The sequence below is a fragment of the Aeromonas sp. PrichA-15 genome, assembly GCF_017939245.1.
GTDB classification, from domain to species: domain Bacteria; phylum Pseudomonadota; class Gammaproteobacteria; order Enterobacterales; family Aeromonadaceae; genus Aeromonas; species Aeromonas caviae.
On record NZ_JAGKRH010000029.1, the window covers coordinates 1 to 25,922 of the forward strand.

Annotated in this window: 23 protein-coding genes; 7 read left to right on the plus strand and 16 right to left on the minus strand. The window is 62.5% G+C overall.

Translation table 11 applies throughout. From position 1 onward, the window contains the following. Positions 1-180: 180 nt before the first annotated feature. Positions 181-1,212, minus strand: coding sequence for a porin OmpA (ompA, locus tag J9889_RS05115; RefSeq protein WP_049636118.1), 1,032 nt, complete (start codon positions 1,210-1,212; stop codon positions 181-183). A gap of 278 nt (positions 1,213-1,490) precedes the next feature. Beyond that, on the minus strand, positions 1,491-2,498 hold the full coding sequence (locus tag J9889_RS05120; RefSeq protein ID WP_210556082.1) for an SGNH/GDSL hydrolase family protein: 1,008 nt from the start codon (positions 2,496-2,498) through the stop codon (positions 1,491-1,493). A 234-nt stretch (positions 2,499-2,732) separates the two neighbouring features. Between J9889_RS05120 and J9889_RS05125 the strand changes: the two genes are divergently transcribed. Beyond that, positions 2,733-3,113 (plus strand): NirD/YgiW/YdeI family stress tolerance protein, encoded by a 381-nt coding sequence (locus J9889_RS05125; RefSeq protein ID WP_039040598.1) that lies wholly within the window; start codon positions 2,733-2,735, stop codon positions 3,111-3,113. 57 nt (positions 3,114-3,170) lie between these two features. Here the strand turns inward: J9889_RS05125 and mltC are convergent, their stop codons facing one another. The 5 genes from mltC to J9889_RS05150 all read right to left on the minus strand — a co-directional run bounded on the left by mltC (position 3,171) and on the right by J9889_RS05150 (position 8,242). Then, entirely contained in the window at positions 3,171-4,274 is a 1,104-nt protein-coding gene (mltC, locus tag J9889_RS05130; protein WP_041211728.1) for a membrane-bound lytic murein transglycosylase MltC, read from the minus strand. A 119-nt stretch (positions 4,275-4,393) separates the two neighbouring features. Continuing rightward, on the minus strand, positions 4,394-4,666 hold the full coding sequence (locus tag J9889_RS05135) for an oxidative damage protection protein (protein ID WP_010675742.1): 273 nt from the start codon (positions 4,664-4,666) through the stop codon (positions 4,394-4,396). Next, positions 4,663-5,748: an A/G-specific adenine glycosylase gene (gene mutY, locus J9889_RS05140; RefSeq protein ID WP_042014850.1), complete on the minus strand. Its 1,086-nt coding sequence runs from the start codon at positions 5,746-5,748 to the stop codon at positions 4,663-4,665. Before mutY ends, J9889_RS05135 begins: the two co-directional genes overlap by 4 nt. Positions 5,749-5,915: 167 nt before the next feature. Continuing rightward, positions 5,916-6,599 carry a GspB family T2SS assembly factor variant ExeB gene (gene exeB, locus J9889_RS05145; protein WP_042882413.1) on the minus strand — a complete coding sequence of 228 codons (684 nt, stop codon included), beginning with the start codon at positions 6,597-6,599 and terminating at the stop codon, positions 5,916-5,918. Next, positions 6,599-8,242, minus strand: coding sequence for an ExeA family protein (locus J9889_RS05150; protein ID WP_010675739.1), 1,644 nt, complete (start codon positions 8,240-8,242; stop codon positions 6,599-6,601). Before J9889_RS05150 ends, exeB begins: the two co-directional genes overlap by 1 nt. Positions 8,243-8,471: 229 nt before the next feature. Between J9889_RS05150 and J9889_RS05155 the strand changes: the two genes are divergently transcribed. Beyond that, positions 8,472-9,710, plus strand: a complete 1,239-nt coding sequence (locus J9889_RS05155) for a multifunctional CCA addition/repair protein (RefSeq protein ID WP_052815540.1) — start codon at positions 8,472-8,474, stop codon at positions 9,708-9,710. A 101-nt stretch (positions 9,711-9,811) separates the two neighbouring features. Here the strand turns inward: J9889_RS05155 and J9889_RS05160 are convergent, their stop codons facing one another. Continuing rightward, positions 9,812-11,077, minus strand: a complete 1,266-nt coding sequence (locus J9889_RS05160; protein WP_010675737.1) for an inorganic phosphate transporter — start codon at positions 11,075-11,077, stop codon at positions 9,812-9,814. A 25-nt stretch (positions 11,078-11,102) separates the two neighbouring features. Continuing rightward, positions 11,103-11,783, minus strand: coding sequence for a TIGR00153 family protein (locus J9889_RS05165; RefSeq protein ID WP_010675736.1), 681 nt, complete (start codon positions 11,781-11,783; stop codon positions 11,103-11,105). Between the two features lie 169 nt (positions 11,784-11,952). On the opposite strand from J9889_RS05165, the gene J9889_RS05170 reads away from it, so the two are divergent. Then, the gene (locus J9889_RS05170; RefSeq protein ID WP_052815539.1) at positions 11,953-12,906 is read left to right on the plus strand and encodes a CYTH domain-containing protein; all 954 of its coding nucleotides are present in this window, start codon (positions 11,953-11,955) and stop codon (positions 12,904-12,906) included. 77 nt (positions 12,907-12,983) lie between these two features. Here J9889_RS05170 and J9889_RS05175 read toward each other — a convergent pair whose 3' ends face one another. The 7 genes from J9889_RS05175 to hslR all read right to left on the minus strand — a co-directional run bounded on the left by J9889_RS05175 (position 12,984) and on the right by hslR (position 20,016). Beyond that, positions 12,984-13,454, minus strand: coding sequence for a glycine zipper 2TM domain-containing protein (locus J9889_RS05175; RefSeq protein ID WP_010675734.1), 471 nt, complete (start codon positions 13,452-13,454; stop codon positions 12,984-12,986). A gap of 131 nt (positions 13,455-13,585) precedes the next feature. Next, complete coding sequence (locus J9889_RS05180) at positions 13,586-14,038, minus strand: GNAT family N-acetyltransferase (protein WP_010675733.1); 453 nt, start codon at positions 14,036-14,038, stop codon at positions 13,586-13,588. Between the two features lie 140 nt (positions 14,039-14,178). Continuing rightward, positions 14,179-15,981, minus strand: coding sequence for an aminopeptidase P family protein (locus tag J9889_RS05185; RefSeq protein WP_052815537.1), 1,803 nt, complete (start codon positions 15,979-15,981; stop codon positions 14,179-14,181). Positions 15,982-16,014: 33 nt separating this feature from the next. Next, the gene (locus J9889_RS05190; RefSeq protein WP_029314822.1) at positions 16,015-16,680 is read right to left on the minus strand and encodes a GntR family transcriptional regulator; all 666 of its coding nucleotides are present in this window, start codon (positions 16,678-16,680) and stop codon (positions 16,015-16,017) included. Positions 16,681-16,853: 173 nt separating this feature from the next. Next, complete coding sequence (pckA, locus tag J9889_RS05195) at positions 16,854-18,479, minus strand: phosphoenolpyruvate carboxykinase (ATP) (protein WP_010675730.1); 1,626 nt, start codon at positions 18,477-18,479, stop codon at positions 16,854-16,856. Between the two features lie 149 nt (positions 18,480-18,628). After that, complete coding sequence (gene hslO / locus J9889_RS05200) at positions 18,629-19,513, minus strand: Hsp33 family molecular chaperone HslO (RefSeq protein ID WP_010675729.1); 885 nt, start codon at positions 19,511-19,513, stop codon at positions 18,629-18,631. A 104-nt stretch (positions 19,514-19,617) separates the two neighbouring features. Then, on the minus strand, positions 19,618-20,016 hold the full coding sequence (gene hslR / locus J9889_RS05205) for a ribosome-associated heat shock protein Hsp15 (RefSeq protein WP_210556083.1): 399 nt from the start codon (positions 20,014-20,016) through the stop codon (positions 19,618-19,620). 213 nt (positions 20,017-20,229) lie between these two features. Here hslR and exeC point away from each other — a divergent pair, with 213 nt between their 5' ends. From exeC to exeF, 4 genes are read left to right on the plus strand one after another with little or no spacing between them, the layout of a single operon-like run. Beyond that, the gene (gene exeC / locus J9889_RS05210; protein ID WP_282597939.1) at positions 20,230-21,081 is read left to right on the plus strand and encodes a GspC family type II secretion system variant ExeC; all 852 of its coding nucleotides are present in this window, start codon (positions 20,230-20,232) and stop codon (positions 21,079-21,081) included. Positions 21,082-21,102: 21 nt separating this feature from the next. Continuing rightward, on the plus strand, positions 21,103-23,157 hold the full coding sequence (gene exeD, locus J9889_RS05215; protein ID WP_210556084.1) for a GspD family T2SS secretin variant ExeD: 2,055 nt from the start codon (positions 21,103-21,105) through the stop codon (positions 23,155-23,157). Further along, positions 23,157-24,662, plus strand: coding sequence for a GspE family T2SS ATPase variant ExeE (gene exeE / locus J9889_RS05220; RefSeq protein WP_103858236.1), 1,506 nt, complete (start codon positions 23,157-23,159; stop codon positions 24,660-24,662). Before exeD ends, exeE begins: the two co-directional genes overlap by 1 nt. 1 nt (position 24,663) lies before the next feature. Continuing rightward, the gene (exeF, locus tag J9889_RS05225; protein WP_039040588.1) at positions 24,664-25,884 is read left to right on the plus strand and encodes a GspF family T2SS innner membrane protein variant ExeF; all 1,221 of its coding nucleotides are present in this window, start codon (positions 24,664-24,666) and stop codon (positions 25,882-25,884) included. Positions 25,885-25,922: the final 38 nt, after the last annotated feature.

The window sequence follows — 25,922 nt, forward strand, 5'->3', positions numbered from 1 at the left end:
GAGTTGGACAAACAGGCAGAGCAGTTCAAGTTACCCGCCCGCCGAGAACGAAGTTACCCAAGGTGCATCAAAGCCAAACCACAGAAGTATGCGACGAGAAAACCTAGTAAAAACAATGCCAGTCAGGCTTAACTGACTGGCATTAGAGGCCATGGCCTCCCGTTTTGTTTGGGGTCGTCGTTATTGCTGTACTTCCGAGACGCCCTGTACCTTGACCTCTACCCGGCGATCCGGGGCCAGGCAGACGATCAGCTCGCGCTTGGATTTGCTGGTGCAGCTGTCGCCGGTGACGGGAGACTGCTTGCCACGCCCTTCCACATTGACCTTGCCGGCCGGCAGGCCCTTGCCAATCAGGTAATCGGCCACGGTCCGGGCACGCTGCTCGGACAACTTCTGGTTGTAGGCCTCGGAGCCGATGCGGTCGGTATAGCCGATGACGGTGGCCGACCCGTCTTTGGGCCTGGCCTCTTCAATCTGGCTGTAGAGGGTATCCAGCGCCTGCCCGGCCTGGGGCTTGAGGGTGGCCTTGTTGAAGTCAAACAGCACGTCCGAGCTCAAGGTGAACTGCTTGTCGACCATCACGGGCTCGGGCGCGGGGGCGGGAGCAGCGACCGGCAGAGCCGGTGCAACCTGACCGAAGCGATAGACGGCGGCCAGGGAGAGCAGGCCGTTGTCCATGCGTAGGCCGGTATCGTCACGGCTGCCATACGGGGTGCTGTACTGGTATTCGAGGCGGGCTGCCCAATTCAGGCTCAGGGCATACTCCGCACCGAGCGCGCCGACGAAGGTGAAGCGGCTGTCGTTTTCCAGCTGATCGCTGTCGGTCCAGCCATAGCCGCCCCCGACACGGCCGTAAAGGTCCAGATTGTCCGCAACCGGGAACCCCAGTTTCAGCGTGAGCTGGGCCAGCTGGGCTTGCACGGAGTCATTGAAGGCCGCGCCATTGCGGGTGCCGCTGTACTTGAGCTTGCCAAGGTAGTCATAACCCAGTTCGACACCCAGATTCTGGTTGATCTGGTAACCGGCGAAGGCACCGGCGCCGACTTCATCGTCGTCTTTGTCGGTGATGGCGATGGAATTGCTCTCATCGACACCGTAGAAGTTGGACCAACCCAGTTTGGCACCGCCATACCAGGTGTTGTCTTGTCCGGCTGCCTGGGCGTTGGCCGCAAGCAAGCCTGAAACCAGCAAGGTAATCAGTGTTTTGTTCATAGATGCCTCTGCAATCTTGTGTGTGGGGAGCGCGAATTCATGTCGCCTCGCCTCGTGGGTTGGGCCTGTGTTCGACCACAACACGTTTAAACGTAGCTCGCTTTTCTCGATCTACAAGCAACTGATATAAAACATATTGTGATATCCATCTGCATCATAGTGGAGACAGAAGACCGCCGGGGAACCGTGACTCGAATCTGTGATGGGTGTCATATGGATTGCTTGCCCTTGTCGGCAAGAGGGCCGGCTAGGCGCCGGCCCTGGCAGGATGGCCTCCGTTATCGAGGGAGGAATTCGTACTCCTGTTCGATGAAGGCGGCAGCCCGCTCGCTCAGGGCGGCGTGTACCACTGTGGTGGGGTGGACCTGGTCCCAGAACATCTTGCCTTCACAGTTCAGCTCGCCCGCACTGCGGCGCGCCATGGGCGTTGCGACGGCCTGAGCCAGCAGAGGGTTGCCGGCGATGGCAAGGCGCTCCTCGGGATTGAAGGGGGCCAGTCGACTGTCGGTGGCGGCGCTGCGGGAGGCGAACGGCTTCCACACATAGCCGCCGCCATAGCAGGCGTGTTCGGTGTCGCTCAGGCCGAAGTTCTGTGGCTCGCGCAGCATCTCGGCGAACTGCTTGTCGATCTCGAACAATTTCACCATGCCGGTGGGAGCCAACTGGCGTGCCAGATTCAGCAGCAGCTGGTTGTGGTAGGCGGAGACATGGCTGGCTGCCTCGACCACTTTCTGGCTGCGGGCCGAGGGGTTCTGGCCCAGATCCGGCAGGTTGAACAGCAAGATCTGCTTGGCACCGTTCAATACCATGCGGTTGGCCGCATCGCTGATGGCGTCGCGCACCCGCTTGGCATCCTGCTCGGTGTTCCAGCCATAGGCCAGGTAGTCGTTGGCACCGACCCAGAGGATCACCAGATCGTCGGGCTTGAAGCCATCCTTTTGCAGGAACTGGGTCACCTCGTAGTCCAGGTTGTTGATGACCTGATACTTGGGGTTCCAGGAGATCTTGTTGTAGGCCACGGCAGTGGCGCCCCCTTCCGCCTCGTTGGCGATGGCGAGGCCCGGGAAGTGCTGGGTGAGCTGCTCCAGCCAGACCGGGCCGTTGGAGAAGCGGCCCTGATGGTAAGGCGGGCTGGAGGGGAGGTAACCGCGCATCTTGTCGTACATCTTGCCGGTATCGGAGAGGCTGTCGCCGAACATCACGATGCGGGAGAAGGGGGGACGTGTCTTGGCGGCATGGGCCGTGAGGGCGAAGAGACCCAATAAACACAAAAGCCATTTGTTCATGTAGCTGTTCTCATGGATGGGGCAGGGCGGGCCTGCGGGCTGTTCCTCGATGGCGGCGGGCTGGGAACCCGCATGGCCAGGTGAAAAGGTATCCACTCGAATACATTTTTGCAGCATGCCGTGGCCATTTAATCGCTTGCGATCACATCACTCCTCCCTGAATGGGGAGGCTTCACGTTTGTTTCACGCGCCCCCGGGCAAGATGCCCTCATACAGCAAAGACAGGAGCATGAAATGAACAACGCAAAAGCAATCGCCCTGGTGGCCCTGATGTCCGTCTCTTCTTTCGCCATGGCGGCCTACACCGGCCCCAAGGAGCAGAACAAGGTATCGGTCGCCCAGTTGAAAGACGTGGCCGATGATCAGTGGGTGACCCTGGAAGGCAAGCTGGTCAAACACCTGGGTGGCGAAAACTACCTGTTCCGTGACGACAGCGGCGAGGTGGAAGTGGAGGTGGACGGTGACGTGTGGCGCGGTACCGAGGTAGGCCCTGACGATCTGATCCGCGTGCGCGGCGAGGTGGACCACAGCTGGAACAAGACCGAAGTCGAGGTGGAACACCTGGAGAAGGTGGGGGCTGCGCCCCTGAGCAAGGGTGGCTTCATCGCCAAGTAAGCTTTCTGGCCACAGTAAATGAGAAGGGCGCTCCAGGAGCGCCCTTCTTGCATGCCATCAGCCAGCCCGGCTTGCGACGGTTCGCTTGAACCCCTTCTCGGCCTGATTGACCTTGTAGAGATAGCGGCGAGCCTCTGCCTTGGGATGTTGTTCGGTCAGTACCTGATAGACGGCCTCGGGGGAGAGGCGGTTGATCATGCCGGGGGCCGCCTTGCGATCGTTGGAGAAGGTGTTGAGCACCCCTCCGGCACCACCGTTGTAGGCGGAGATCACCGCATAGCGGCGGGACTGGGGATCCTGGATATCCGCCAGATAGACGGTCTGCAGCAGGTGCAGGTAGGCGGTCCCCACATCGATGTTGTAGGCCGGATTGAACAGATCTTCCCTGGTCGGCTGGCCATCCTTGCCCTTGACCCTTACATAGACATCCCGCCCAGCGGTAGCCGGGATCACCTGCATCAGGCCATAGGCGTTGGCGTGGCTGACCGCATAGGGGTTGAAGCTGCTCTCGGTCTTGATCACCGCGTAGATGAGACTCTCGGCGACCCCGTACTTGCGGGAGGCATCGCGGATGATGCTGGCGTATTTGTAGCCGCGCCTGTCTTCGTGGTTGGCCACCATGGGAATGTCGATGAAGAAGATGTTGCGGATCCCGAGGGTGCGCTTCTTCATCGCGTTGGCGATCAGATAGTCGGCATAACGCTCTGCACGCCAGCTGGAGCGGATCGCTTGCCCCTGGTTGTCCAGCACCTGGCCATAGAGGAAGGGCTCGCCACCTGGCATGATCTCACGGTCCGAATAGAGGTCGACCTCTGCCGGATCGTCCGGGGTCAGCAGGGTTTCGATGATGGCGCGACGCAGGTGGGCACGGGGATCCAGACCCGAGACGGTCTCCACCATGATGTGACCGCTGGAGAAATCGATGTGGGCGCGGCTCTTGTACTGATCCGTGTATTTGACGTAGTCAAACTTGCCCGCGAACAGCGCCTCGCGCCCCCATATCTCGTTCACGTTATGGGAGAGCGCACTGATCATGTGTTCAAAACCGCGCACGTCCTTGCCGTTGACCAGATCATCATCGCCACCCCCGCTGGTCTGGGGTGTGGATGAACAGGCAGAGAGAAACAGCAGGGCGCACAGCAGCCCAAAAAAACGACCCATAAGATCCTCAAACCGGGCGGTGGGGCCGCCCGTCACTGACTGGCCTGAGCCAGGATTGGTGTCACCCTGCGGCATATTGACGACTCAGGGGGACGCTGGCCCTTTGACTCGATTCCCGCTCACTGGCTGGGAGGGGTGTAGCCGTCGATCTGGACTTCACCCGCGTCGAACAGATAGCTGACCATCTCTTTTTCCAGCAACTGGCGGTGCTCGAGATTCATCATGTTCAGCTTCTTCTCGTTGATCAGCATGACCTGCTTCTTCTGCCACTCGGTCCAGGCTTCCTTGCTGATGTTGTCGAAGATCCGCTTGCCGAGTTCACCGGGGTAGAGTTGGAAATCGAGACCCGGCGCTTCTTTCTTCAGGCGCAGGCAAAATACGGTACGGCTCATGTTGACCTCTGTGGTTGCAAGTCTGGTTGTAAGTCCGGGTAGGCGAGCAGACGGGCCGTGGCCGCCGCCAATCCCACCTCGGCAGGATGGCGTAAGTTATACCAGAGTCGGGTATCCGCTTCCATGAGCAGGGGGGCGGGCGGAACAGCCATTTCGATCAGCAAAGGGCGGATATCGAGGTGGAAGTGGCTGAAAGTGTGACGAAATCCAGCGAGCTCCTGATAGGCGGCATCCTCCAGCCCCAACTCCCGCAGTCGTCCGGTCACCTCGGTGAGGGATTCCACCTGCGGGAAGCAGTAAAGCCCGCCCCAGATCCCTTGCGGCGGACGCTTCTCCAGCAGCAGCTGATCGCCGTGGCGGATGATCAGCATAATGCCGTTGCGTGCCGGAATGCTCTTCTTCGGCTTGCTGTGAGGGTAGGCGGTGGGGTTGCCCTGCGACAGCCCCTGGCAATCGGCCTGCACCGGGCAGCGCTCGCAGGCGGGCTTGCTGCGGGTGCAGACGGTGGCCCCCATGTCCATCATGGCCTGATTGTACTGGGCCACCCCGACGCGCGGGGTGAGGCGGGTCGCCAGCTCCCAGAGATCGTGCTCGACCTGCTTCTGGCCCGGCCAGCCCGCCAGCGCCAGCCAGCGGGTGAGTACCCGCTTCACATTGCCATCCAGGATGGCGTGGGGCTGGCCCAGAGAGAGGGAGAGCACGGCCCCGGCGGTGGAGCGACCGATGCCGGGCAGGGCCATCACCTCTTCCAGTTGTTCCGGAAAGAGGCCGCCGTGCAGATCGCGGATCTGCTGGGCAGCCTTGTGCAGGTTGCGCGCGCGCGCGTAGTAGCCAAGCCCGGTCCAGTGATGCAGCACCTCGTCGATGGGGGCGTTGGCCAGGGCCAGCACGTCGGGGAAGCGGGCCATGAACCGCTCGTAATAGGGGATGACAGTGGCAACCTGGGTCTGTTGCAGCATGATCTCGGAGACCCAGACCCGGTAGGGGGTCTTGTCCTGCTGCCAGGGCAGGGTCTTGCGGCCGTGGATCTGGTACCAGTCCAGAATGCGGGTGGCGAAGGTGGTGTTGTCTGAGTGGCTCACAGTGTGCTCATGTTCTGATGATAAGTCCGCCCGCCATCAGGAGGGCGATCCCCGACCCGGCGCATGGCAATGGTCGAGTGTAGGTTATTGATGAAAAAGGGGAGCTCTCGGGCTCCCTCAGAATGGGCGCTGACCCTCCCGGGGGAGGGCCACCGGATGCCGGCAGATCAGCCGCGCCAGTCTTGCAGCGCCTTGAGGCTGGCATACTGGCCGTCGACCTGCAGGACGATGTAGTCCTGGGCGATGGCTGCCAGGATGACACCGGGGGCGATCTCATTCCCCTCGCGCCACTCCCGTCCATTGAGCACGACGGCCCGCTTGGCCGGGTCGGAGGAGTAGTTGTGGGCACCATAGGTCAGGGACGGTACCTGCTGTTTCAGGGCCGGGGCCAGGGCGCCGAGGGGGATGGCACTGGTCTGGACCTGAGCCTGGGGCGCACTCTCTTCCACCAGCGGCGTGTTGTTGAGGGCGGCCATCAGCCGTTCTGCCAGACTCTGTCCCCCCTGGTTTGCGGTAGTCGCAGCCGGGGTTGCGGCAGGTCTTGGAGCGACCACGGGCTCCGGCAGGGGGGGCGGCAGCGGCCGGGTGATCATGGGCCTGGGTTCGACCCGCACGAAGGGGGGAGTCACCACTTCCTTCACTTCGACCTGCTGTTCCACGGGTTTGAGGTGATAGAGGTGCCAGCCATAGTTGGCGGCGGCGCCCATCACCAGGGCCAGGGGCACCAGGGCCCACCAGATCCAGCGGCGGTTGGGCTCCTCTTCCTGGCTCACGGGCAGACCCATGAGCGGCATATGGGGGGTGAACTGGGGCTGGTCGGCCCGGCGCAGGGCCTTGAGCAGGGTGGACATCAGGAGGCCTCCTCGACCATGGGATCCGTCTCATCATCCGCCACGCTGTCGAGATCGACCGGCGTGCTGGCTCGCAGGGATTCATCCTCCAGCCTGGGCATGGGTTCGCCGGAGGCCACATTCAGCCGCAGCAGGGTGTTGCTGCCGGCGATGCCGTCCGGGGTCAGTCCCTGCTCGCGCTGGAACTGTTGCAGCTTGTTCTTGAGGGTGGCATCAAAGCGGCTCACCTTGCGATCGGGTTGCTGCATGGCGCGGCTAAGGGCGTTGTCCAGCCACTGCACCTGGGCAGCCCCGGCATTGCTCGCTATCAGGGGCACGTTGCCCCTGGGCATGCGCCAGAGCAGGGTGTAGCTGCCGCCCCAGGCGTCGGAGAGCCACTGCCTGTCCACCTGCCAGCTCTGGTTGCCGATGAGCAGGGAAGCCTTGTCCGCCCCCAGGCTGACCAGGGTGGCGTAATAGAGGCCGCCGGTCTCGTCGGTGAGACTGATGAGGGCCGGGTATTGCAGCGCCTGCAATTGCGCCAGGGAGGCTTCTCCCTCCTGGCAGCGCAGGCCCGCACGGGGGGCATTGTCGCAGGTTGCCTCCTCCAGCTCGGCCTGGTAGCCCCATACCTTGTAGAGATTCTGCATGGCGACGTCCGGCTCCAGCGCCTGATTGATGGCGCGGGTCAGCTGGGCCTGCTGCTCCGGCGTGTCATCCACCTTGACCGGTACCTCGACCTTGACCAGGGGGCGGGCTGGGAAGAATCCAAAGAATTGCCAGCCCCACCAGCCGGTGGCGACCAGCAGGGCGCCCACCAGGGCGACCGTGAGGCCGGATTGCCAGCTTCCCTCGTCGCGAATGCCGCTCACCTCATACGCGGACTGGCTGATGTCCCCGTGCACTATCTTGTGGCTGCCACGGGCGAAGGCGGCGATGAGGGCGCGGTCGCAGATGAGGTTGATGAGACGGGGAATGCCCCCGGAGAGGCGATGCAGGGTCTGGATGGCCCTGGGGGTGAAGATGGGCTGGACGCAGCCTGCCACCTGCAACCGGAAGCGGACATAGGCATCCACATCCTGGCGCGACAGCGGCAGCAGGTGATAGCGGGCGGTGATCCGCTGCGCCAGCTGGCGCAACAGGGGCTGGCGCAGCATCTGTTGCAGCTCGGGCTGGCCGATGAGCACCACCTGCAGCAGTTTCTTCTCGTCTGTCTCCAGATTGGTGAGCAGTCGTAACTGCTCCAGCACGCCGGGCAGCAGGTGCTGGGCTTCATCCACCAGCACCACGCTGCGCTTGCCTGCCGCCAGATTCGCCAGCAGATGATCCCGGATAAGGTCGAACAATTGCTTGAGGCTGGCCTCTTCGCCGTAGGGCAACTGGAATTCGTCGCAGATGGCGGCCAGCAGATCCCGCTCGGTCAGAGAGGGATTGAGGATGTAAGCGATCTCGGTGTCGGCGGGCAATTGCTGCAGCAGACAGCGGGAGACGGTGGTCTTTCCCGTACCCACTTCCCCGGTCAGCAGCACGAAGCCGCCACCGTCCTGCAACCCGTAGTTGAGGTGGGCGAGGGCCTCCCCGTGACGCTCGCTCATATAGAGGTATTTGGGGTTGGGCGAGATGGAGAACGGGGGCTCCGACAGACCGAAGAACTGTGTGTACATAAGGATCCATTCCATTGTTATGGGCGGCAGGTTAAAGCCTCCCAAAAGGGATGTCAAAGACCCGGATACCATAAGGGGAGCTGGCTCGAACCACGGGCTGACTCACCCAGGACGATGGCGGGAAGTGGCCGCCCGGCCGAGTGATGGCGAGCCCGGTGCAGCGGGGGCACATCGTCTCTCTTGGCCAAAAGCGGTATCATCGGGGCAAGTTTATCGAGGGAGAGTGCGCGTGCAGATTTATCTGGTCGGAGGGGCGGTGCGGGATCGCCTGTTGGGATTGCCCCAGGGGGATCGGGATCACCTGGTGGTTGGCGCCACGGTGGAGCAGATGCTGGGTCTCGGATTCACCCAGGTGGGCCGAGACTTTCCGGTCTTTCTTCACCCCAAAACCCAGCAGGAGTACGCCCTGGCGCGCACCGAGCGCAAGCAGGGGCAGGGTTACACCGGCTTCGTCTGCCATGCCGCCCCCGAGGTGACGCTGGAGCAGGATCTGCTGCGCCGGGATCTCACCATCAACGCCATCGCCGAAGATGAGGACGGGCAACTGCACGATCCCTACGGCGGCGTGCAGGATCTGGAGGCGCGGTTGCTGCGCCATGTCTCGCCGGCCTTTGCCGAGGATCCCCTGCGCATCCTGCGGGTGGCGCGCTTCGCCGCCCGTTTCCATGCCCAGGGGTTCGTGGTGGCCCCCGAGACGCTGGGGCTGATGCGCGAGATGACGGAGGCTGGAGAGCTGGCCCACCTGACCCCGGAGCGGGTCTGGAAGGAGCTGGAAAAAGTGCTGCTGGGGCCGACACCCCAGATCTTCTTCGAGGTGCTGCGCGAATGCGGCGCACTCAAGGCGCTCTTCCCCGAGCTCGATGCCCTGTTCGGTGTGCCTGCACCTGCCAGATGGCACCCGGAGATCGACACCGGCATCCATACCATGATGGTGCTGGCGCAGGCATGTCGTCTCTCCCCCGAATTGACCGTGCGCTTCGCGTCCCTCTGCCACGACTTTGGCAAGGGGCTGACTCCGCCCGCCTTCTGGCCGAGCCATCACGGCCATGGTCAGAAGGGGTTGCCGCTCATTCGGGATTTTTGCGAGCGCTTCCGGGTGCCGAACGAGTGTCGCGATCTGGCGCTGCTGGTGAGCGACCTGCACACCCATATCCACATTGCCTTCGAGCTCAAGCCCGCGACCCTGCTCAAGGTATTCGACAAGGCCGATGCCTGGCGCAGACCGGAGCGCTTTGCCCAGCTGCTCGATGCCTGTCGCGCCGACTTCCACGGTCGTACCGGCTTCGAAGAGAAGGTCTACAGTCAGCCGGACTATGTCGCTCAGGCCCTGGAGGCGGCGCAGGCTGTGCCGGTCAAGGAGATAGTGGCGGCCGGCTTCAAGGGGGAGGCAATCCGCGAGCAGCTTGCCAAGCGGCGGCTCGATGCCATCAGCCGGGTGCGCGATGAGTGGACCTTTATCGAGGAGTAAACGCCGCAGCCGATCGACGCTCAATCGACGGCGTGATATGGGCGAAGCATAAAAAAGCCCGGGTCAATGACCCGGGCTTTTTGTCGTGCGGCGTGGACTGCTCAGGAGAAGCAGGCCTGCAACACGTAGAAGATGGCGATGGCCAGGATGGCGCCCGCGGGCAGGGTGATGACCCAGGAGACCACGATGTTGCGCAGTACGCCCAGGTTCAGGGCCGCGATACCCCGTGCCAGACCGACGCCCATGACGGCACCCACCAGGGTCTGGGTGGTGGAGATGGGCAGACCGGTGCCGGAGGCGATCACCACGGTGGCGGCGGTGGCCAGCTGGGCGGCGAAGCCACGGCTCGGGGTCAGGTGGGTGATGCCGGTGCCGACGGTCGCCATCACCTTCTCGCCCATGGTGGCCAGACCGATGACGATGCCGATGCCGCCAAGGGGCAGGATCCACCAGGCGATGTGGGAGCTGCCGCCGATCTCGCCGCCGGCCGCCACGATGGAGGCGACTGCAGAGAGCGGACCGATGGCGTTGGCCACGTCGTTGGAGCCGTGGGCGAAGGCCATGGCACAGGCGGTGATGATCATCAGGATGCCGAACACCTTCTCCACGTTGGCGAAGTGCATCTTGCTGTCATCTTTCGGGTTGTACTGCTGGCCGCGGATATAGATCCAGCCGGCAAACGCCACCGCGATGGAGATGGCGACGGAGAGCAGGACGCCCTCGCCATTGCTCAGGTGCAGACCGACGTGGGTCAGCCCCTTCTTGATGGTGACCAGGCAGATGACCAGGGACGTCAGGAACATGTAGAAGGGGACATAGCGCTTGGCGTTGTCCAGGGGGTTGTCTGTGTTGAAGATGAGCTTCTGCACGCTGATGAACATGAAGTAGGCGATGATGCCCGAGATGGCCGGCGTGATGATCCAAGAGCCGACGATGCCGCCAAACTTGTTCCACTGTACCGCTTCCGGACCGATGCTCACCACGGCGAAGCCCACGATGGCGCCGATGATGGAGTGGGTGGTGGAGACGGGCCAGCCGAAATAGGAGGCCAGGATCAGCCACAGACCCGCAGCCAGCAGGGAGGCGATCATGCCGAGCACGAGCAGATCCGGCGTGTCGGCAAAGGCGTTGCTGTCGATGATGCCGCTGCGGATGGTGGCCGTCACTTCGCCACCGGCCAGATAGGCACCGGCGAACTCGAAGATCATGGCGATGATGATCGCCTGACGGATGGTCAGGGACTTGGTGCCGACCGATGTGCCCATGGCGTTGGCGACGTCGTTCGCACCAATGCCCCAGGCCATCAAAAAGCCGAACAAGGCCGCCACGAGCACCAGGGTGGTGCCGTAATTTGCGATAATGTCCATTAGTAGTGTTTACCCAGTCAGTCGATTACGAACGAGCCAGCATCAATTCCAGACGGGCGCCAACGCGCTCTGCCTGATCAGCCAGGTCACCTACCCATTCGAGGATCTTGTAGAGGAACATAACGTCGATCGGATTGTATTTGTGCTCAACGGCTTGCAGCTGTTGGCGCAGTCCGATCTGCATGGTGTCAGTATCGTCCTCGATGAGATCCAGCTGGTGGATCATCTCGGCAACCATTTCAACTTCACGTCCTTTAAAGCCGGTTTCGAGCAGCTCATCGAGTTCTCCGATGGCTTTTTCGGCTTGGGCGGTCGCATCGATACAGCGTTTGAGATAGGCCATGAAATCGGCGCGCATCTCGGTGGGGAATTCCATCTTGCGGCCAAGCATGCGGCCGGAAATATCCTTGGCACGGTTGGCAATCTTGTCCTGCTGGGTCAAGAGCTCCAGCAGATCGGTACGGGCGACCGGCAGGAACAGGCCGCGGGGGAGTTTCAAGCGGATTTCGCGCTTGAGGATGTCCGCTTCTTTTTCCAGCTGGGCGATCTGTTGCCGGATCTTCTCGGCATCTTCCCAGCGGTCTTCGGCAACGGCATCAAAGAAGGGAATGAGCTGTTCGCAGCACACGTGAACCTTGACGATATGCTTCTGCAGCGGCTTGATGGGGGACTTGGCAAAAAGACCCAAAATAGTATTTACTGGCATGGCCAAACCTGTGTCGGTGAAAAAACACTCGATACGATTTTATGAGGGGCGCATGGTAACCGAACTGTGCCATCAATAAAACCGTGAATTAATCGTGAACTGTCGCTGGCATTATATCCTCGCGACCCTGAACATGCCCCCCAAAGTTGCCCGCCAGCCCGGAATGACTATGCAAACTGAGATCGAGATAAAGTTTTTCGTCACCAGCAATATTCAAGAATCCCTCTCCAACCTTCTGAATTCACTAGAGATTATCTCTTCCAATCAAGCCGCTCTTGGCAACGTCTATTTCGACACGTCCGATCTGGGTTTGCGTGGGCTGGAGATGGGGTTGCGTATTCGTCGCAGCGATGATTTTTCCGAGCAGACCATCAAGTGCCGGGGGCAGGTCGTGGGCGGATTGCACGCCAGACCCGAGTACAACGCCCCGGTGGAGGGCACCATTCCGACCCTGTCTGCCTTTCCTGCCGATATCTGGCCGAGTCTGGCAGTGCGCGATGAACTCCAGAGCCGTCTGGTGGCCCAGTTCAGCACCGATTTCCTGCGCCGCCACTGGCTGATCGCATTCGGGGATGCCGAGATCGAGCTGGCCTGGGATCAGGGGGAGATTGCCGGTGCCCTGGGGCGTACCGGGATCGACGAGCTGGAGCTGGAGCTGAAATCCGGCGATGCCCGCGCGCTGTTCACCCTGGCGAGCAAGCTGGCGGCGCTGGGAGGATTGCGGCTGGGTGCCCAGTCCAAGGCGCAGCGCGGATACAGGCTGGCTGGGCTTGGCAAGCCACTGGCCGTGCAGCCCCTGCAAAGGATTGAGGGTAAAGGTCAGAAGGCCAGCATTACCCTGGGTATGCAGCACTGGCAGCATCATGAGCAGCTCTGGCTCGAGAGTGGCGATGCTGGCGAACAACAACGGGCGCTGCATGCCCTGCTCGAGGGGGTATCCCTGGTTGCCGAGGCGGCAGGCACGCTGACGGTGCCCCCCTCCTGGCTGGCCGACCTGCAGGCGCAACAGCGTCTGATGATGCAGGTGGCCGGGGATCGTGCATCACTGCATGCCCTGTTCCACCATGCCGACCTGGTGGGCCTGCAGCTGTCCATCGCGGCCTGGCTGCATCTGGGCGGGTGAATCCTCAGTGGTGCAGAGCGCAAAAAGGTGAGCCCGGGCTCACCTTTTTTATGGCAGTTGCACCTTGAGCGGCGCTATCAGTTCACCACGGCCACGTTGATGGTGCCGTTGCCCTGGGTCATGCGGACCCGGGCGCCAGGCACAAAGGTGGGGCTGGCCTTTTGTACCACCACGATGGATTCGCCGTTCTCTTTCTTGATCTCGAGCTCGACCCCGTCAACCTGGTTGAGTTTGTCCCCTGCCGCCTTGCCGGCCGCCGCACCCGCGATGGCGCCACCGGCCGCCGCGATGTCACTGCCACGACCGCCGCCTATGGTGCTGCCGAGCAGGCCGCCGACCACGGCACCGCCAATGGTGCCGATCAGGGAGTTCTCATCGGCCTGGATCTTGACGGGGCGGGTGGAGAGGATGGTGCCATAGCTGACGGTCTGTACCTGCTTGGCGCGATCCTTGGTGTAGACATCGCCGGAGTAGACGTCGCTGTTGGCACAGCCGGTGATGGCGGTGGTGGCCGCCAGCAGGGTGACGAGAGCAATACGTTTGAACATGATGGGCCTCCTGGGCGGGCATCGGATTAATCTGGTGATGAATTGCACTTTACGCCAACCAGATTGCGCATTAAACCCGCAAAGTGTAACCAATTATGTGGCCGGAAGGCTCCCGTGCCGGTGGTGGATGGTCAGGTCAGGGCTTTTTCCAGCAGCAGGCGATCCTCGCCCGGCCCGAAGTAGCCTCTCTCTTCTGCCAACTGCTGATAACCCAGCCTGAAGTAGAGGCGCTGGGCCGGATTGGCGGGATCAACGGTCAGTCTGACCCGCTCAACTTCCAGTTTCAGCAGTCCCTGCTCCACCTGCAACATCATTTGCTCGGCCAGGCCGAAGCCGCGCGCTTCGGGGCGTACCGCGAGGGAGAGCAGCCAGCCCTGCGACCGATCCTGACCAAGCCCCCCGAGGGCATAGCCCAGCAGCCGGCCTTCCCGTTCCGCGACGACCAGCAGTTCGGGCCACAGATCCATGGCCTGGCGAAAGAAGAAACCGGGGTAGACATCCTCGCCGAAGACATCGGCATCTATCTGCCAGATGGCGTGCATGTCGGTATGGGTGGCAAGGCGCAATACGGGGGACGAGTGCATCGGGGCTCCTCTCATCGGGTCTCTGCTGCGGGGCAGCCAAAAAGGAGGCACAGGGTAGAAGGGGCGGGGAGTCGATGCAAGTGGGGGGGCGTTTGTGGCATGCCGCGGATAAAGAAACAGGGCCCGCAGGCCCTGTGTCATCAGAGGAGGCTGGTCGCCTGCTCCAGCCAGGCGAGATCCTCGCCCTCCAGCAGCGGGCTCAGACGGCGGTAGACCTCCGCATGGTATTCGTTGATCCAGCGGAACTCCGCCGGACTCAGCAGGCTGCGATCGATGAGGCGGATGTCGAACGGCACATAGGTCAGTCGCTCGAAGCCCAGCATCGGCAGCTCGCCACGGGCCTCCTGTTCGGTCACCACCACCAGGTTCTCGCAACGGATGCCGAAGGCATCTTCTCGGTAGTAGCCCGGCTCGTTGGAGAGCACCATGCCCGGCTGCAGGGCCACCAGGCTGCCCTTGGGGGCGATGCGCTGCGGGCCTTCGTGCACGCTGAGGAAGTGGCCGACCCCGTGTCCGGTGCCATGGTCGTAGTTGTAACCGGCCTGCCACAGGGGCATGCGAGCCAGCACGTCGAGCTGGATGCCGGCAGTGCCGCGGGGGAAGCGGGCCTGATCCAGGGCGATATGACCCTGCAGCACCCGGGTAAACATGGCCCTGTGCTCGTCGGTCACCTCACCCACCTTGACGGTGCGGGTGATGTCGGTGGTGCCGTCCAGGTACTGGGCGCCGGAGTCCACCAGATAGATGCTGTCCTGGCCGAAGGCCCGCGGGGTACCGTTGGTGTGGCGGTAGTGGCACATGGCGGCATTGGGGCCGAGTGCCGAGATGGTGTCGAAGCTCGGCTCCACATAGTGCTCCTGCTCGTGGCGGAAGGCTTCCAGCTGGTCGGCCAGGGTGCCTTCGTCCACACCGTCGAACTCGCCGCTGGCGATCAGGCGATCCAGCCAGGCCAGGAAGCGGGTGACGGCAACGCCGTCGCGCAGGTGGGCGGCACGCATGCCGGCCAGCTCCACGGGGTTCTTGCACGCCTTGGGCAGCATGGTGGGATCCTGGCCGGCCACCAGAATGGCGCCTGCCTCTTCCATCACGAGCTGGGTCCAGGCGTTGGCGGTGTTGGGGTCGGCCAGCACCTTCTGCTGATCCTCGCCGATGCGCTGCAACACGTCACCCAGCTTGTCGATGGGGTAGACGGAGACATCCTGCCCCACGTGCTGATTGAAGGCGAAGCAGTCGATCTTGTCGGTATCGGCGAAGAAATCCATGGTGGTGTTGGCGTAGAGCACCGCAAAGCCCAGCACCACCGGCAGGCGTTCCACGTCGCGACCACGCAGGTTGAGCAGCCAGTTGATGGGCTCGGCCTGGGTCAGCAGCACCGCATCCAGCCCGCGCTTGCGCAGATCGCTGGCCAGCATTTCGCGCTTGGCCTGGCTGGACTGGCCCGCCAGCTCCTCGCTGTAGAGGATGACAGGGCTCTTGGTCGGAGCGGGACGATCGCTCCAGTGCAGATCGATGGGGTTCTCGTCGATGCGCACCAGCTCGATGCCGTGATCGGCCAGCACGGCGTTGGCGTTCTGATACCAGGCCAGGCTGTGCAGGCGGGCATCGAAACCGACCCGGGAGCCTGAGGGCAACTGCTCCGCCAGCCACTGCACGTGGGGGTCTTCATTGAGGTGGAGAAACTCGAACAGCTCGGCCGGCGCCTGCATGCGCGCCTGCACGGTATAACGACCGTCGATGAACAGGGCCGCCCGATGCGCCATGATGATGGCGAGCCCGGCGGAGCCGTTGAAACCCGTGATCCAGTCCAGCCGCTCGGCATAGGCGGGAATGTACTCCCCCAGATGCTCGTCGTCGTGGGGAACGATGAAGGCGTCCAGCTCCAGCGTGGCCAGTGTGGCCCTGACCTGGGCGACGCGGGTTTCAATAATCTCGAAATGGTTCATGTCGTTATTGCCAGCTTGTGGTGATGTGAGTGTTCATTGATGGTGGCCGCTTGCCAGGATCTGTCTGATCGATTGGCCTGCCGCCTCGATGTGTTGCTTGAGCAGTACCACTGCTTCGTGCTTGCGCCGGGCGCGGCACAGTTCAAGGAGTCGGGCGTGCTCCCGCTCGGCCTTGTCCACGCCGCCCTGGGCGAACAGCAGTTCGAAACGCACATAGCGGTCGCAGCTCAGATTGATCTGGGCGATCAGTTCCAGTGCCTGGGGGCGATTGGCTGCCTGGTAGAGGGTGGCGTGAAAGCGGTGATTCAACTCGGCCCAGTGTTCGATCTGGGTGCCAGACTCCAGCGCCAGATCAAACTGGGCGAGGATGGCTTGCGCCTGGGCGAAGGTCTCCTCCGTCATCAGGTCGACGGCGTGGAACAGGGTATCGGCTTCGAGCAGTGCCCGCAAATAAAAGAGCTCCTCGATGGCCGAGGCATCCAGCATGGTCACCACGGCGCCGCGATGGGCCTCGAACTTTACCAGCCCCTGAGCTTCCAGTTGCATCAGGGCTTCCCGCACCGGGATGCGGCTCACCGCCAGCTCCTTGGCGATGGCGTCCTGGCGCAGGGGGGCGCCCGCAGCAAACTCGCCACGCAATATCCGGCCGCGGAGGTTCTCCATCACCATCTGGGTTCGGGTCTTGTAAGGTGGGGTCATGCTGGGGTCACGGGCAGGTTGCAAAATTGTATATTGTATAAAGTTTGGCTGAATCTAACGCGCAAGGGCCGTCAAGGCAAGGCTTGGCGGGAGCCATATGCCGCGCATCGGCCAAAAAAATACCGGCCAGCAGGGCTGACCGGTACGGGATTGCGAGACGCGAGGCGCGTTTCTTACAACTGCGGGCCCGCCGCGACCAGGCGTTTGCCTTCGTCGTTGTCGGTGAAGCGCTCGAAGTTCTTGATGAAGCGCCCGGCCAGATCGGCCGCCTTGGCATCCCACTCGGCTTGGTCGGCGTAAGTGTCTCGCGGATCCAGGATGGCGGGGTTGACGCCCGGCAGCTCGGTCGGCACTTCCAGATTGAACACCGGCAGTACCTTGGTCGGCGCCTTCTCAATGGAACCATCCAGGATGGCGTCGATGATGCCACGGGTATCCTTGATGGAGATCCGCTTGCCGGTGCCGTTCCAGCCGGTGTTGACCAGATAGGCTTCAGCCCCTGCCGCTTCCATCCGTTTCACCAGCTCCTGGCCGTACTTGGTCGGGTGCAGGCTGAGGAAAGCCGCGCCGAAGCAGGAGGAGAAGGTCGGGGTCGGCTCTGTGATGCCGCGCTCGGTACCGGCCAGCTTGGCGGTAAAGCCGGACAGGAAGTGGTACTTGGTCTGCTCCTTGGTCAGCTTGGCGACCGGGGGCAGCACACCGAAGGCGTCTGCGGTCAGGAAGATCACCTTGGTGGCGTGACCTGCCTTGGAGACCGGCTTGACGATGTTGTCGATGTGATAGATGGGGTAGGAGACCCGGGTATTCTCGGTGCGGGAACCGTCGTCGAAGTCGATGGTGCCATCGGCGGCCACGGTCACGTTCTCCAGCAGCGCATCGCGGCGGATGGCGTGGTAGATGTCCGGCTCGGCCTCTTCGGAGAGCTTGATGGTCTTGGCGTAGCAGCCCCCTTCGAAGTTGAACACGCCGTGATCATCCCAGCCGTGCTCGTCATCGCCGATCAGCTGACGCTTGGGATCGGTGGAGAGGGTGGTCTTGCCGGTGCCGGAGAGGCCGAAGAAGATGGCCACGTCCCCATCCTTGCCCACGTTGGCGGAGCAGTGCATGGAGGCGATGCCGCGCAGGGGCAGGAAGTAGTTCATCATGGAGAACATGCCCTTCTTCATCTCGCCACCGTACCAGGTGCCGCCGATGAGTTGCATCTTCTCGGTCATGTTGAAGGCGACGAAGTTCTCGGAGTTGAGACCTTGCTCCTTCCAGTTCGGGTTGGTGCACTTGGCACCGTTCATCACCACGAAGTCCGGTTTGAAGGTCTTCAGCTCCTCTTCGCTCGGGCGGATGAACATGTTCTTCACGAAGTGCGCCTGCCAGGCCACCTCGGTGATGATGCGCACCGCCAGGCGGGTGTCCGGGTTGGCGCCGCAGAAGCCGTCCACCACGAACAGACGCTTGCCGGAGAGCTGTTTGGTGACCAGCCCTTTCAGATGTGACCACACTTCCGGGGTAATCGCCTTGTTATCGTTTTTACCCTGGTCAGACCACCACACAGTATCCTGGGTAGTGGCATCTTTGACGATATATTTATCTTTAGGGGAGCGGCCGGTGAAGATGCCGGTGTTGACGTTGACGGCGCCAAGCTCGGTGACGACGCCACGTTCGAAGCCCTCAAGGTCTGAGCGGGTCTCTTCAGCGAAAAGCTGCTCATAGGAGGGGTTGCGAACGATTTCCTGGCTGTTTTTGATACCGTATTGGTCCAGCTTCAGTTGTTGGGCCAGGGTGGGTTCTACCACGATTGTCATTGTATTCTCCTGGGTTCAGAGGTGTGTAGGGTTCTATCTGACGTTCATGCTACCACCTAGGTGGTAGTTTTTAGCGATCGCCATCAAACTTTATAAAATAGGGTATTTTTTTGTTATTTAAGTTAAAGGCGGGTTTTGCCCGCCTTTGATTAGTGTAACTGGTTTGCATCATTACCGGGAGCCCTGCTGAACAGGGTTTCGATGTCTATCCCGTCGAATTCGTAGTGGGCGCCGCAGTAATCGCAGTGCATGTCGATCTTGCCGAGCTCCTGCACCATGGATACCGCTTCTTCCTTGTCTATCTGCAGCAAGGCCCCTTCGCAACGGGCGCGGGAGCAGGTGCAGCGGAACTCGATGGCCTGGGGATCGAACACCCGTACCTTGTCCTGGTGGTAGAGGCGGTAGAGGATCTCTTCCGCGTCCAGACCGAACAGCTCTTCGTCCTTGATGGTGGTGGTGAGCTGGACCAGGTGGTCGAAATCTTCGCTGTGATCCTCGCTCTGGGCCGGCAGCTCCTGCAGCAGGATGCCCGCCGCACGGGGCTCGCCCTCGTGGTGGCCGGTGCGGATCCAGAGGCGGGTGGCGAGTTGTTCGGACTGGGCGAAGTAGTGCTCCAGACAGGCCGCCAGGGTGTCGGCCTCCAGAGCGATGATGCCCTGATAGCGCTCTCCTTGATCCGGGGTGATGGTGATGACCAGATGGCCGTTGCCGATCAGGCTTTGCAGCTTGCCGTCCGTCGGCAGCTCCCCTTCATAGCGTGCCACGCCGCGCAATTGCTGGTTGTTGTCGCCGTTGATGACGGCCAGACGTACCGGACCGTCCCCCTGCAGCTGCACCGTGATGGAGCCTTCGAACTTGAGGGTGGCGGTCAGCAGGCTGGTGGCAACCAGCAGCTCGCCCAGCAGGTGCTGCACCTGTACCGGGTAGTTCTGGGCGTCGATGATGTGGCGGTAGGTACGATCCAGCTGGACCAGCTCCCCACGCACTTCGTACTCTTCGAACAGATAGCGATACAGGAGGTCTTGGTTACTCATCATGGTTTCCTAGGATGTTCTTGGGGGAAAATAAACACATTGTTAAACAGGTGGTTAGGAACTAATTCCTCCACCTGTCGTCATAAAGGGGCCACAGACGCGGATTAGGATTGCTTGACCCGGATAAGCTGGCGTCGCTCCTGCTTGTCAGGTCGGCGCTCCGGGCTTGGGGCAAACTGGCTGTTGAAGCGGCGGGCTTCGCTGTTTTCGGCCCGTTTCTTCAGGCTGGCCTCTGTCTCTTCATAGAGTTGCTGGGCCAGCGGGGCGGATTTGCGCTGCTCGCTCACCTCGAGCACCCGCACCTCCCGCTCGTCCTGGCCTTGCCAGAATCGCACCAGGGCGCCGACATCGACCGCCTTGCCCGGCTTGGTGCGCTGGCCGTTGTAGTGCACCTTGCCGCCGTCGATCTGATCCCGCGCCAGACTGCGGGTCTTGTAAAAGCGGGCGGCCCACAGCCACTTGTCGAGACGGACCTGAGTGCTGCTTTGTACTGGATTCGACATGGATCGGCTCCGGGATGGCTGAAAAGGTGCCTGATTATACCAGAGGCGGGCCCCGGGATAGAAACAGGGGGCATCCGGGTGTGACGGAAACTGAATTTTCACCCCTTGGTCCCATCCGGTCGGTTGTCTCTGGGTCCATTGCCGTACACAATAGCCAACCGACTTGGATGCCAGACAATTTTGAGAAAGATGACGCTACCGTTCAGGGATGATTTGTTGACTTCCCTTCTGGCTCGCTGCAAGGCCATGCCACTTTCCCGTTTCAGCCAGCCCCTGTTCTGGCTTCTGCTGCTGTTGCTGGCCCAGCAGTGCGCCGTGCTCACCTGGCGCCTGTACGAACTGGCCCAGCCCGTTCCCCTGACCCCCTGGCAACCCTCGGTCACCTCGGTGCAGGGGAGTGGTGCCGATCGCCTCGATCTTGGCAACCTCAGCCGCCTCTCTCTCTTTGGCAAGGCGCTGCAACCCCAGGCGGACAAGGCGGCAGAGACGGTGGCGGCGGATGCCCCGAAAACCCAGCTCAATGCCCAGCTCAACGGGGTGCTGGCAAGCTCGGATCCCGCCAAGTCCATCGCCATCATCGCCCACAACGGGACACAGAACTCTTACGGCATCGGGGACTACATCGACGGTACCCAGGCCAGGATCCGCCAGGTGTTTGCCGATCGGGTCATCATCGCCCGGGACGGCCGTGACGAGACCCTGATGCTGGACGGGGAGGAGTATGGCAAGCCCCTGCCCAAACCGGCCCGCCAGGAGGGACTCTCCTCCGTGCGCAGCGAACTGCTGGGCAACCCGGGCAAGATCACCGATTACCTCAATATTTCTCCGGTCCGGGTGGACGGTCGCATGACCGGCTATCGCCTCAACCCGGGTCGCAATCCGGAACTGTTCAATCAACTCGGACTGGTCGCCAACGATCTGGCGGTCAGCATCAACGGCCTGGATCTGCGTGACAACGCCCAGGCCATGCAGGCGATGCAGCAGGTGGCGGGCGCCACGGAAATGACCGTCACCGTCGAGCGGCAAGGACAGCTCTATGACGTCTATGTCGGCTTGTCAGAATAATGAATTGGAGTAGCACCAAGAATGACAAATAAAGGGAAGGGCTGGCGTCTGGCCACCATGGCGGCAGCCTTGATGATGGCCGGTTCTGCCTGGGCCACCGAGTATTCCGCCAGTTTCAAGAACGCCGACATCGAGGAGTTCATCAACACGGTCGGCAAGAACCTGAACAAAACCATCATCATAGAGCCATCGGTACGCGGCAAGATCAACGTGCGCAGCTATGACCTGCTCAACGAGGATCAGTACTACCAGTTCTTCCTGAGCGTGCTCGACGTTTACGGCTTTGCCGTGGTGCCCATGAACAACGGCGTGCTCAAGGTAGTGCGCTCCAAGGATGCCAAGACCTCGGCCATCCCCGTGGTGGATGACACCAACCCCGGCGTGGGTGACGAGATGGTGACCCGGGTCGTGCCGGTGCGCAATGTCTCGGTCCGTGAACTGGCCCCCCTGCTGCGTCAGCTCAACGATAACGCTGGCGGCGGCAACGTGGTCCACTACGAGCCCTCCAACGTGCTGCTCATCACCGGCCGCGCCGCCGTGGTCAACCGCCTGGTGGAGGTGGTTCGCCGGGTGGACAAGGCGGGGGATCAGGACATGGACGTCATCAAGCTCAAGTTCGCCTCCGCCGGCGAGATGGTGCGGCTGGTGACCAACCTCAACAAGGATGGCAGCAATCAGGGGGCCAACGCCTCGCTGCTGCTCTCCCCCAAGGTGGTGGCTGACGAGCGCACCAATTCCGTGGTCATCAGCGGCGAGCCCAAGGCCCGTGCCCGCATCATCCAGATGGTGCGCCAGCTCGACCGGGATCTGCAGAGCCAGGGCAACACCCGGGTCTTCTACCTGAAATATGGCAAGGCCAAGGATCTGGTGGACGTCCTCAAGGGGGTCAGCTCCAGCATCGCCGCCGACAAGAAGGGCGGGGCGGCTGCCACGGCCACGGGCGGCGCCGGCATCGGCGGCGGCCAGCTCGCCATCTCCGCCGACGAGACCACTAATGCCCTGGTGATCACCGCCCAGCCGGATGTGATGGCCGAGCTGGAGCAGGTCATCGCCAAGCTCGACATTCGTCGTGCCCAGGTGCTGGTGGAGGCCATCATCGTCGAGATATCGGATGGTGACGGCATGAACCTCGGGGTGCAGTGGGCCAACACCAATGGCGGCGGCACCCAGTTCACCGACACCGGTCTGCCCATCGGCTCCCTGGCCATCGCCGCCAAGGATTACAAAGACAACGGCAACACCGACGGCCTGTCATCCCTGGCGGGTAGCTTCAGCGGCATGGCGGCAGGCTTCTATCACGGGGACTGGGCGGCGCTGGTGACGGCGCTCTCCACCAACAGCAAGAACGACATCCTCTCCACCCCGAGCATCGTCACCATGGACAACAAGGAGGCCTCCTTCAACGTCGGTCAGGAAGTGCCGGTGCAGAGTGGCTCCCAGAGCTCCACCACCAGCGATCAGGTGTTCAACACCATAGAGCGCAAGACGGTGGGGACCAAGCTGGTGGTGACGCCCCAGATCAACGAAGGAGATTCCGTGCTGCTCAACATCGAGCAGGAGGTCTCCAGCGTGGCACAGAAGCAGGCGACCGGGACCGCCAACCTGGGCCCCACCTTCGATACCCGCACCGTGAAGAACGCCGTGCTGGTCAAGAGCGGCGAGACAGTGGTGCTGGGTGGCCTGATGGACGAACAGACCCAGGAGCAGATCTCCAAGGTGCCCCTGCTCGGGGACATTCCTGTGCTGGGTTACCTGTTCCGTTCCTCCAAGACCTCCACCGCCAAGCGCAACCTGATGGTCTTCATCCGCCCGACCATATTGCGTGACGCCAATGTCTACTCCGGGGTCTCCAGCAACAAGTACACCCTGTTCAGGGCCGAACAGCTGAGCCGGGCTGCGGAAGAGGGCTATGCCACCTCGCCGGCTCGCCAGGTGCTGCCCGCCTATGGCCAGGACGTGATGATGTCCCCCGAGGTGCAGCAGCAGATCCAGAGAATGCAGGCCCAGCAGCAGGCGACCGCCACCGGCGTGCGCGCCCAGGTGCAGGAGCAGCCCTTCGTGCAGAGCAAGCCCTGATGGCCGCCTACCAGCTCGATGGCAGCGAGCTGCCGGCTCCCCTGCCGGAACTGCCGTTCGCGTTTGCCCGCAACTTCGGGGCCATCCTGACCGAGCGCCAGGGTGCCCCGGTGCTGCTCTGCCGCCAGGGCGTGACACCGCAAACCCTGCTGGAAGTGCGGCGGGTGGCGGGTTGCGCCTTCACGGTGGAGCAGATGGACGGCGAGGCCTTCGAAGAGCTGCTGATGGCCCACTATCAGCGTGACTCCTCCGAGGCGCGTCAGCTGATGGAGGATCTCGGCAACGAGATGGACTTCTTTGCCCTGGCCGAAGAGCTGCCCCAGAGCGAGGATCTGCTGGATGCCGACGACGACGCCCCCATCATTCGCCTCATCAATGCCATGCTGAGCGAGGCGATAAAAGAAGAGGCGTCCGACATCCACATCGAGACCTTCGAGCGGGCCCTGGTGATCCGTTTTCGCATCGATGGGGTGCTGCGGGAGATCCTGCGCCCCCATCGCAAACTCGCCTCCCTGCTGGTGTCGCGCATCAAGGTCATGTCGCGCATGGACATCGCCGAGAAGCGGGTGCCCCAGGATGGCCGCATCTCACTGCGCATCGGCGGCCGGGCGGTGGACGTGCGGGTCTCCACCATGCCCTCCAGCTACGGCGAGCGGGTGGTATTGCGACTGCTCGACAAGAACAACGTGCGCCTCGAGCTCAAGCAGCTCGGCATGACGCTGGCCAACCGCAACATCATCAGCGAACTCATTCGCAAGCCCCACGGCATCATCCTGGTGACGGGCCCGACCGGTTCGGGCAAGTCCACCACCCTGTATGCGGCCCTCTCGGAGATCAACTCCCGGGATCGCAACATCCTGACCGTCGAAGACCCCATCGAATATGACCTCGAAGGGGTGGGCCAGACCCAGGTCAACAGCAAGGTGGACATGACCTTCGCCCGGGGCCTGCGCGCCATTCTGCGCCAGGATCCGGACGTGGTGATGGTGGGGGAAATCCGTGACCTCGAGACCGCCCAGATCGCGGTGCAGGCATCCCTCACCGGTCATCTGGTGATGTCGACCCTGCACACCAACACCGCCATCGGCGCCATCACCCGGATGCGGGACATGGGGATCGAGCCCTTCCTGCTCTCCTCGTCGCTCCTGGCGGTACTGGCCCAGCGGCTGGTGCGCACCCTCTGCCCGGATTGCCGCGCACCGCACCCTGTCACCGAGCAGGAGCGTGTTGCCATGGGCATCGAGCTTGCGCCGGATCAGCAGATCTGGCGTCCGGTGGGCTGCGAGCAGTGCAACCATACAGGCTATCGCGGCCGGACCGGCATCCACGAGCTGGTGGTGGTGGACGAGGCGGTGCGCGAGGCGATCCACAGCGCCAGCGGCGAGCTCGCCATCGAGCGGCTGATCCGGGGTCACACCCCCAGCATCCGCCGCGACGGCATCGACAAGGTGCTCAAGGGGCAGACCAGCCTCGAAGAGGTGCTGCGCGTGACCCGGGAAGACTGAAATGGCGGCATTTGAATACAAGGCTCTCGACGGCAAGGGGCGCAACAAGAGCGGCGTGCTGGAAGGGGATTCCGCCCGCCAGGTGCGCCAGCTGCTGCGCGAGCAGGGGCTGACCCCCCTCGAGGTGAACGAGACCACCGAGAAGGCCAAGCGGGAGGCGAACCGCTTCGTGCTGTTTCGCCGTGGTGCCTCCACCGCAGAACTGGCCCTCATCACCCGCCAGCTGGCGACCCTGGTGGGGGCCGGTCTCACCATCGAAGAGGCCCTCAAGGCGGTCGCCGAACAGTGCGAGAAGGCCCACCTGCGCAGCCTGGTGGCGACGGTGCGCAGCAAGGTGGTGGAGGGGTATTCCCTGGCCGATTCGCTGGGGGCCTTCCCCCATGTGTTCGACCAGCTGTTCCGCTCCATGGTGGCGGCCGGCGAAAAGTCTGGTCACCTGGAGAAGGTGCTCAACCGTCTCGCCGATTACACCGAGCAGCGCCAGCACATGCGCACCAAGCTGCTGCAGGCGATGATCTATCCCATCGTCCTCACCCTGGTGGCGGTGGGGGTCATCTCCATACTGCTCACCGCCGTGGTGCCCAAGGTGGTGGCCCAGTTCGAACACATGGGCCAGCAACTGCCGGGCACCACCCGTTTCCTCATCGGCACCAGCGAGCTGTTGCAGCACTACGGCCTCTGGTTCCTGCTGCTCCTTGGCATTGGCGGCCTGATCTGGCGCTGGTGGCTGACCGACGACAAGCGTCGTCGTCGCTGGCACCAGGTGATACTGCGCCTGCCGGTGATCGGTCGGGTCAGCCGCGGTCTCAACACCGCCCGCTTTGCCCGCACCCTGAGCATCCTCAACGCCAGCGCCGTGCCCCTGCTGGAGGGAATGAAGATCGCCGGCGAAGTGCTCTCCAACGACTATGCCCGCATGCGCATCGGTGAGGCCACCGAGCGGGTGCGGGAGGGGACCAGCCTGCGCAAGTCGCTGGATGAAACTCGAATTTTTCCGCCCATGATGCTGCACATGATCGCCTCGGGCGAGCAGAGCGGCGAGCTCGACAGCATGCTGGAGCGGGCGGCGGACAACCAGGACAGGGAGTTCGAAACCCAGGTGAACATCGCCCTCGGGGTGTTCGAGCCCATGCTGGTGGTCTCCATGGCCGGGGTGGTGCTGTTTATCGTGATGTCGATCCTGCAGCCGATCCTGGAGCTCAACAACATGGTGAATCTGTGAGGGTCGGGTGCCCGAATAGGCTTCGCCATTCGAACCTG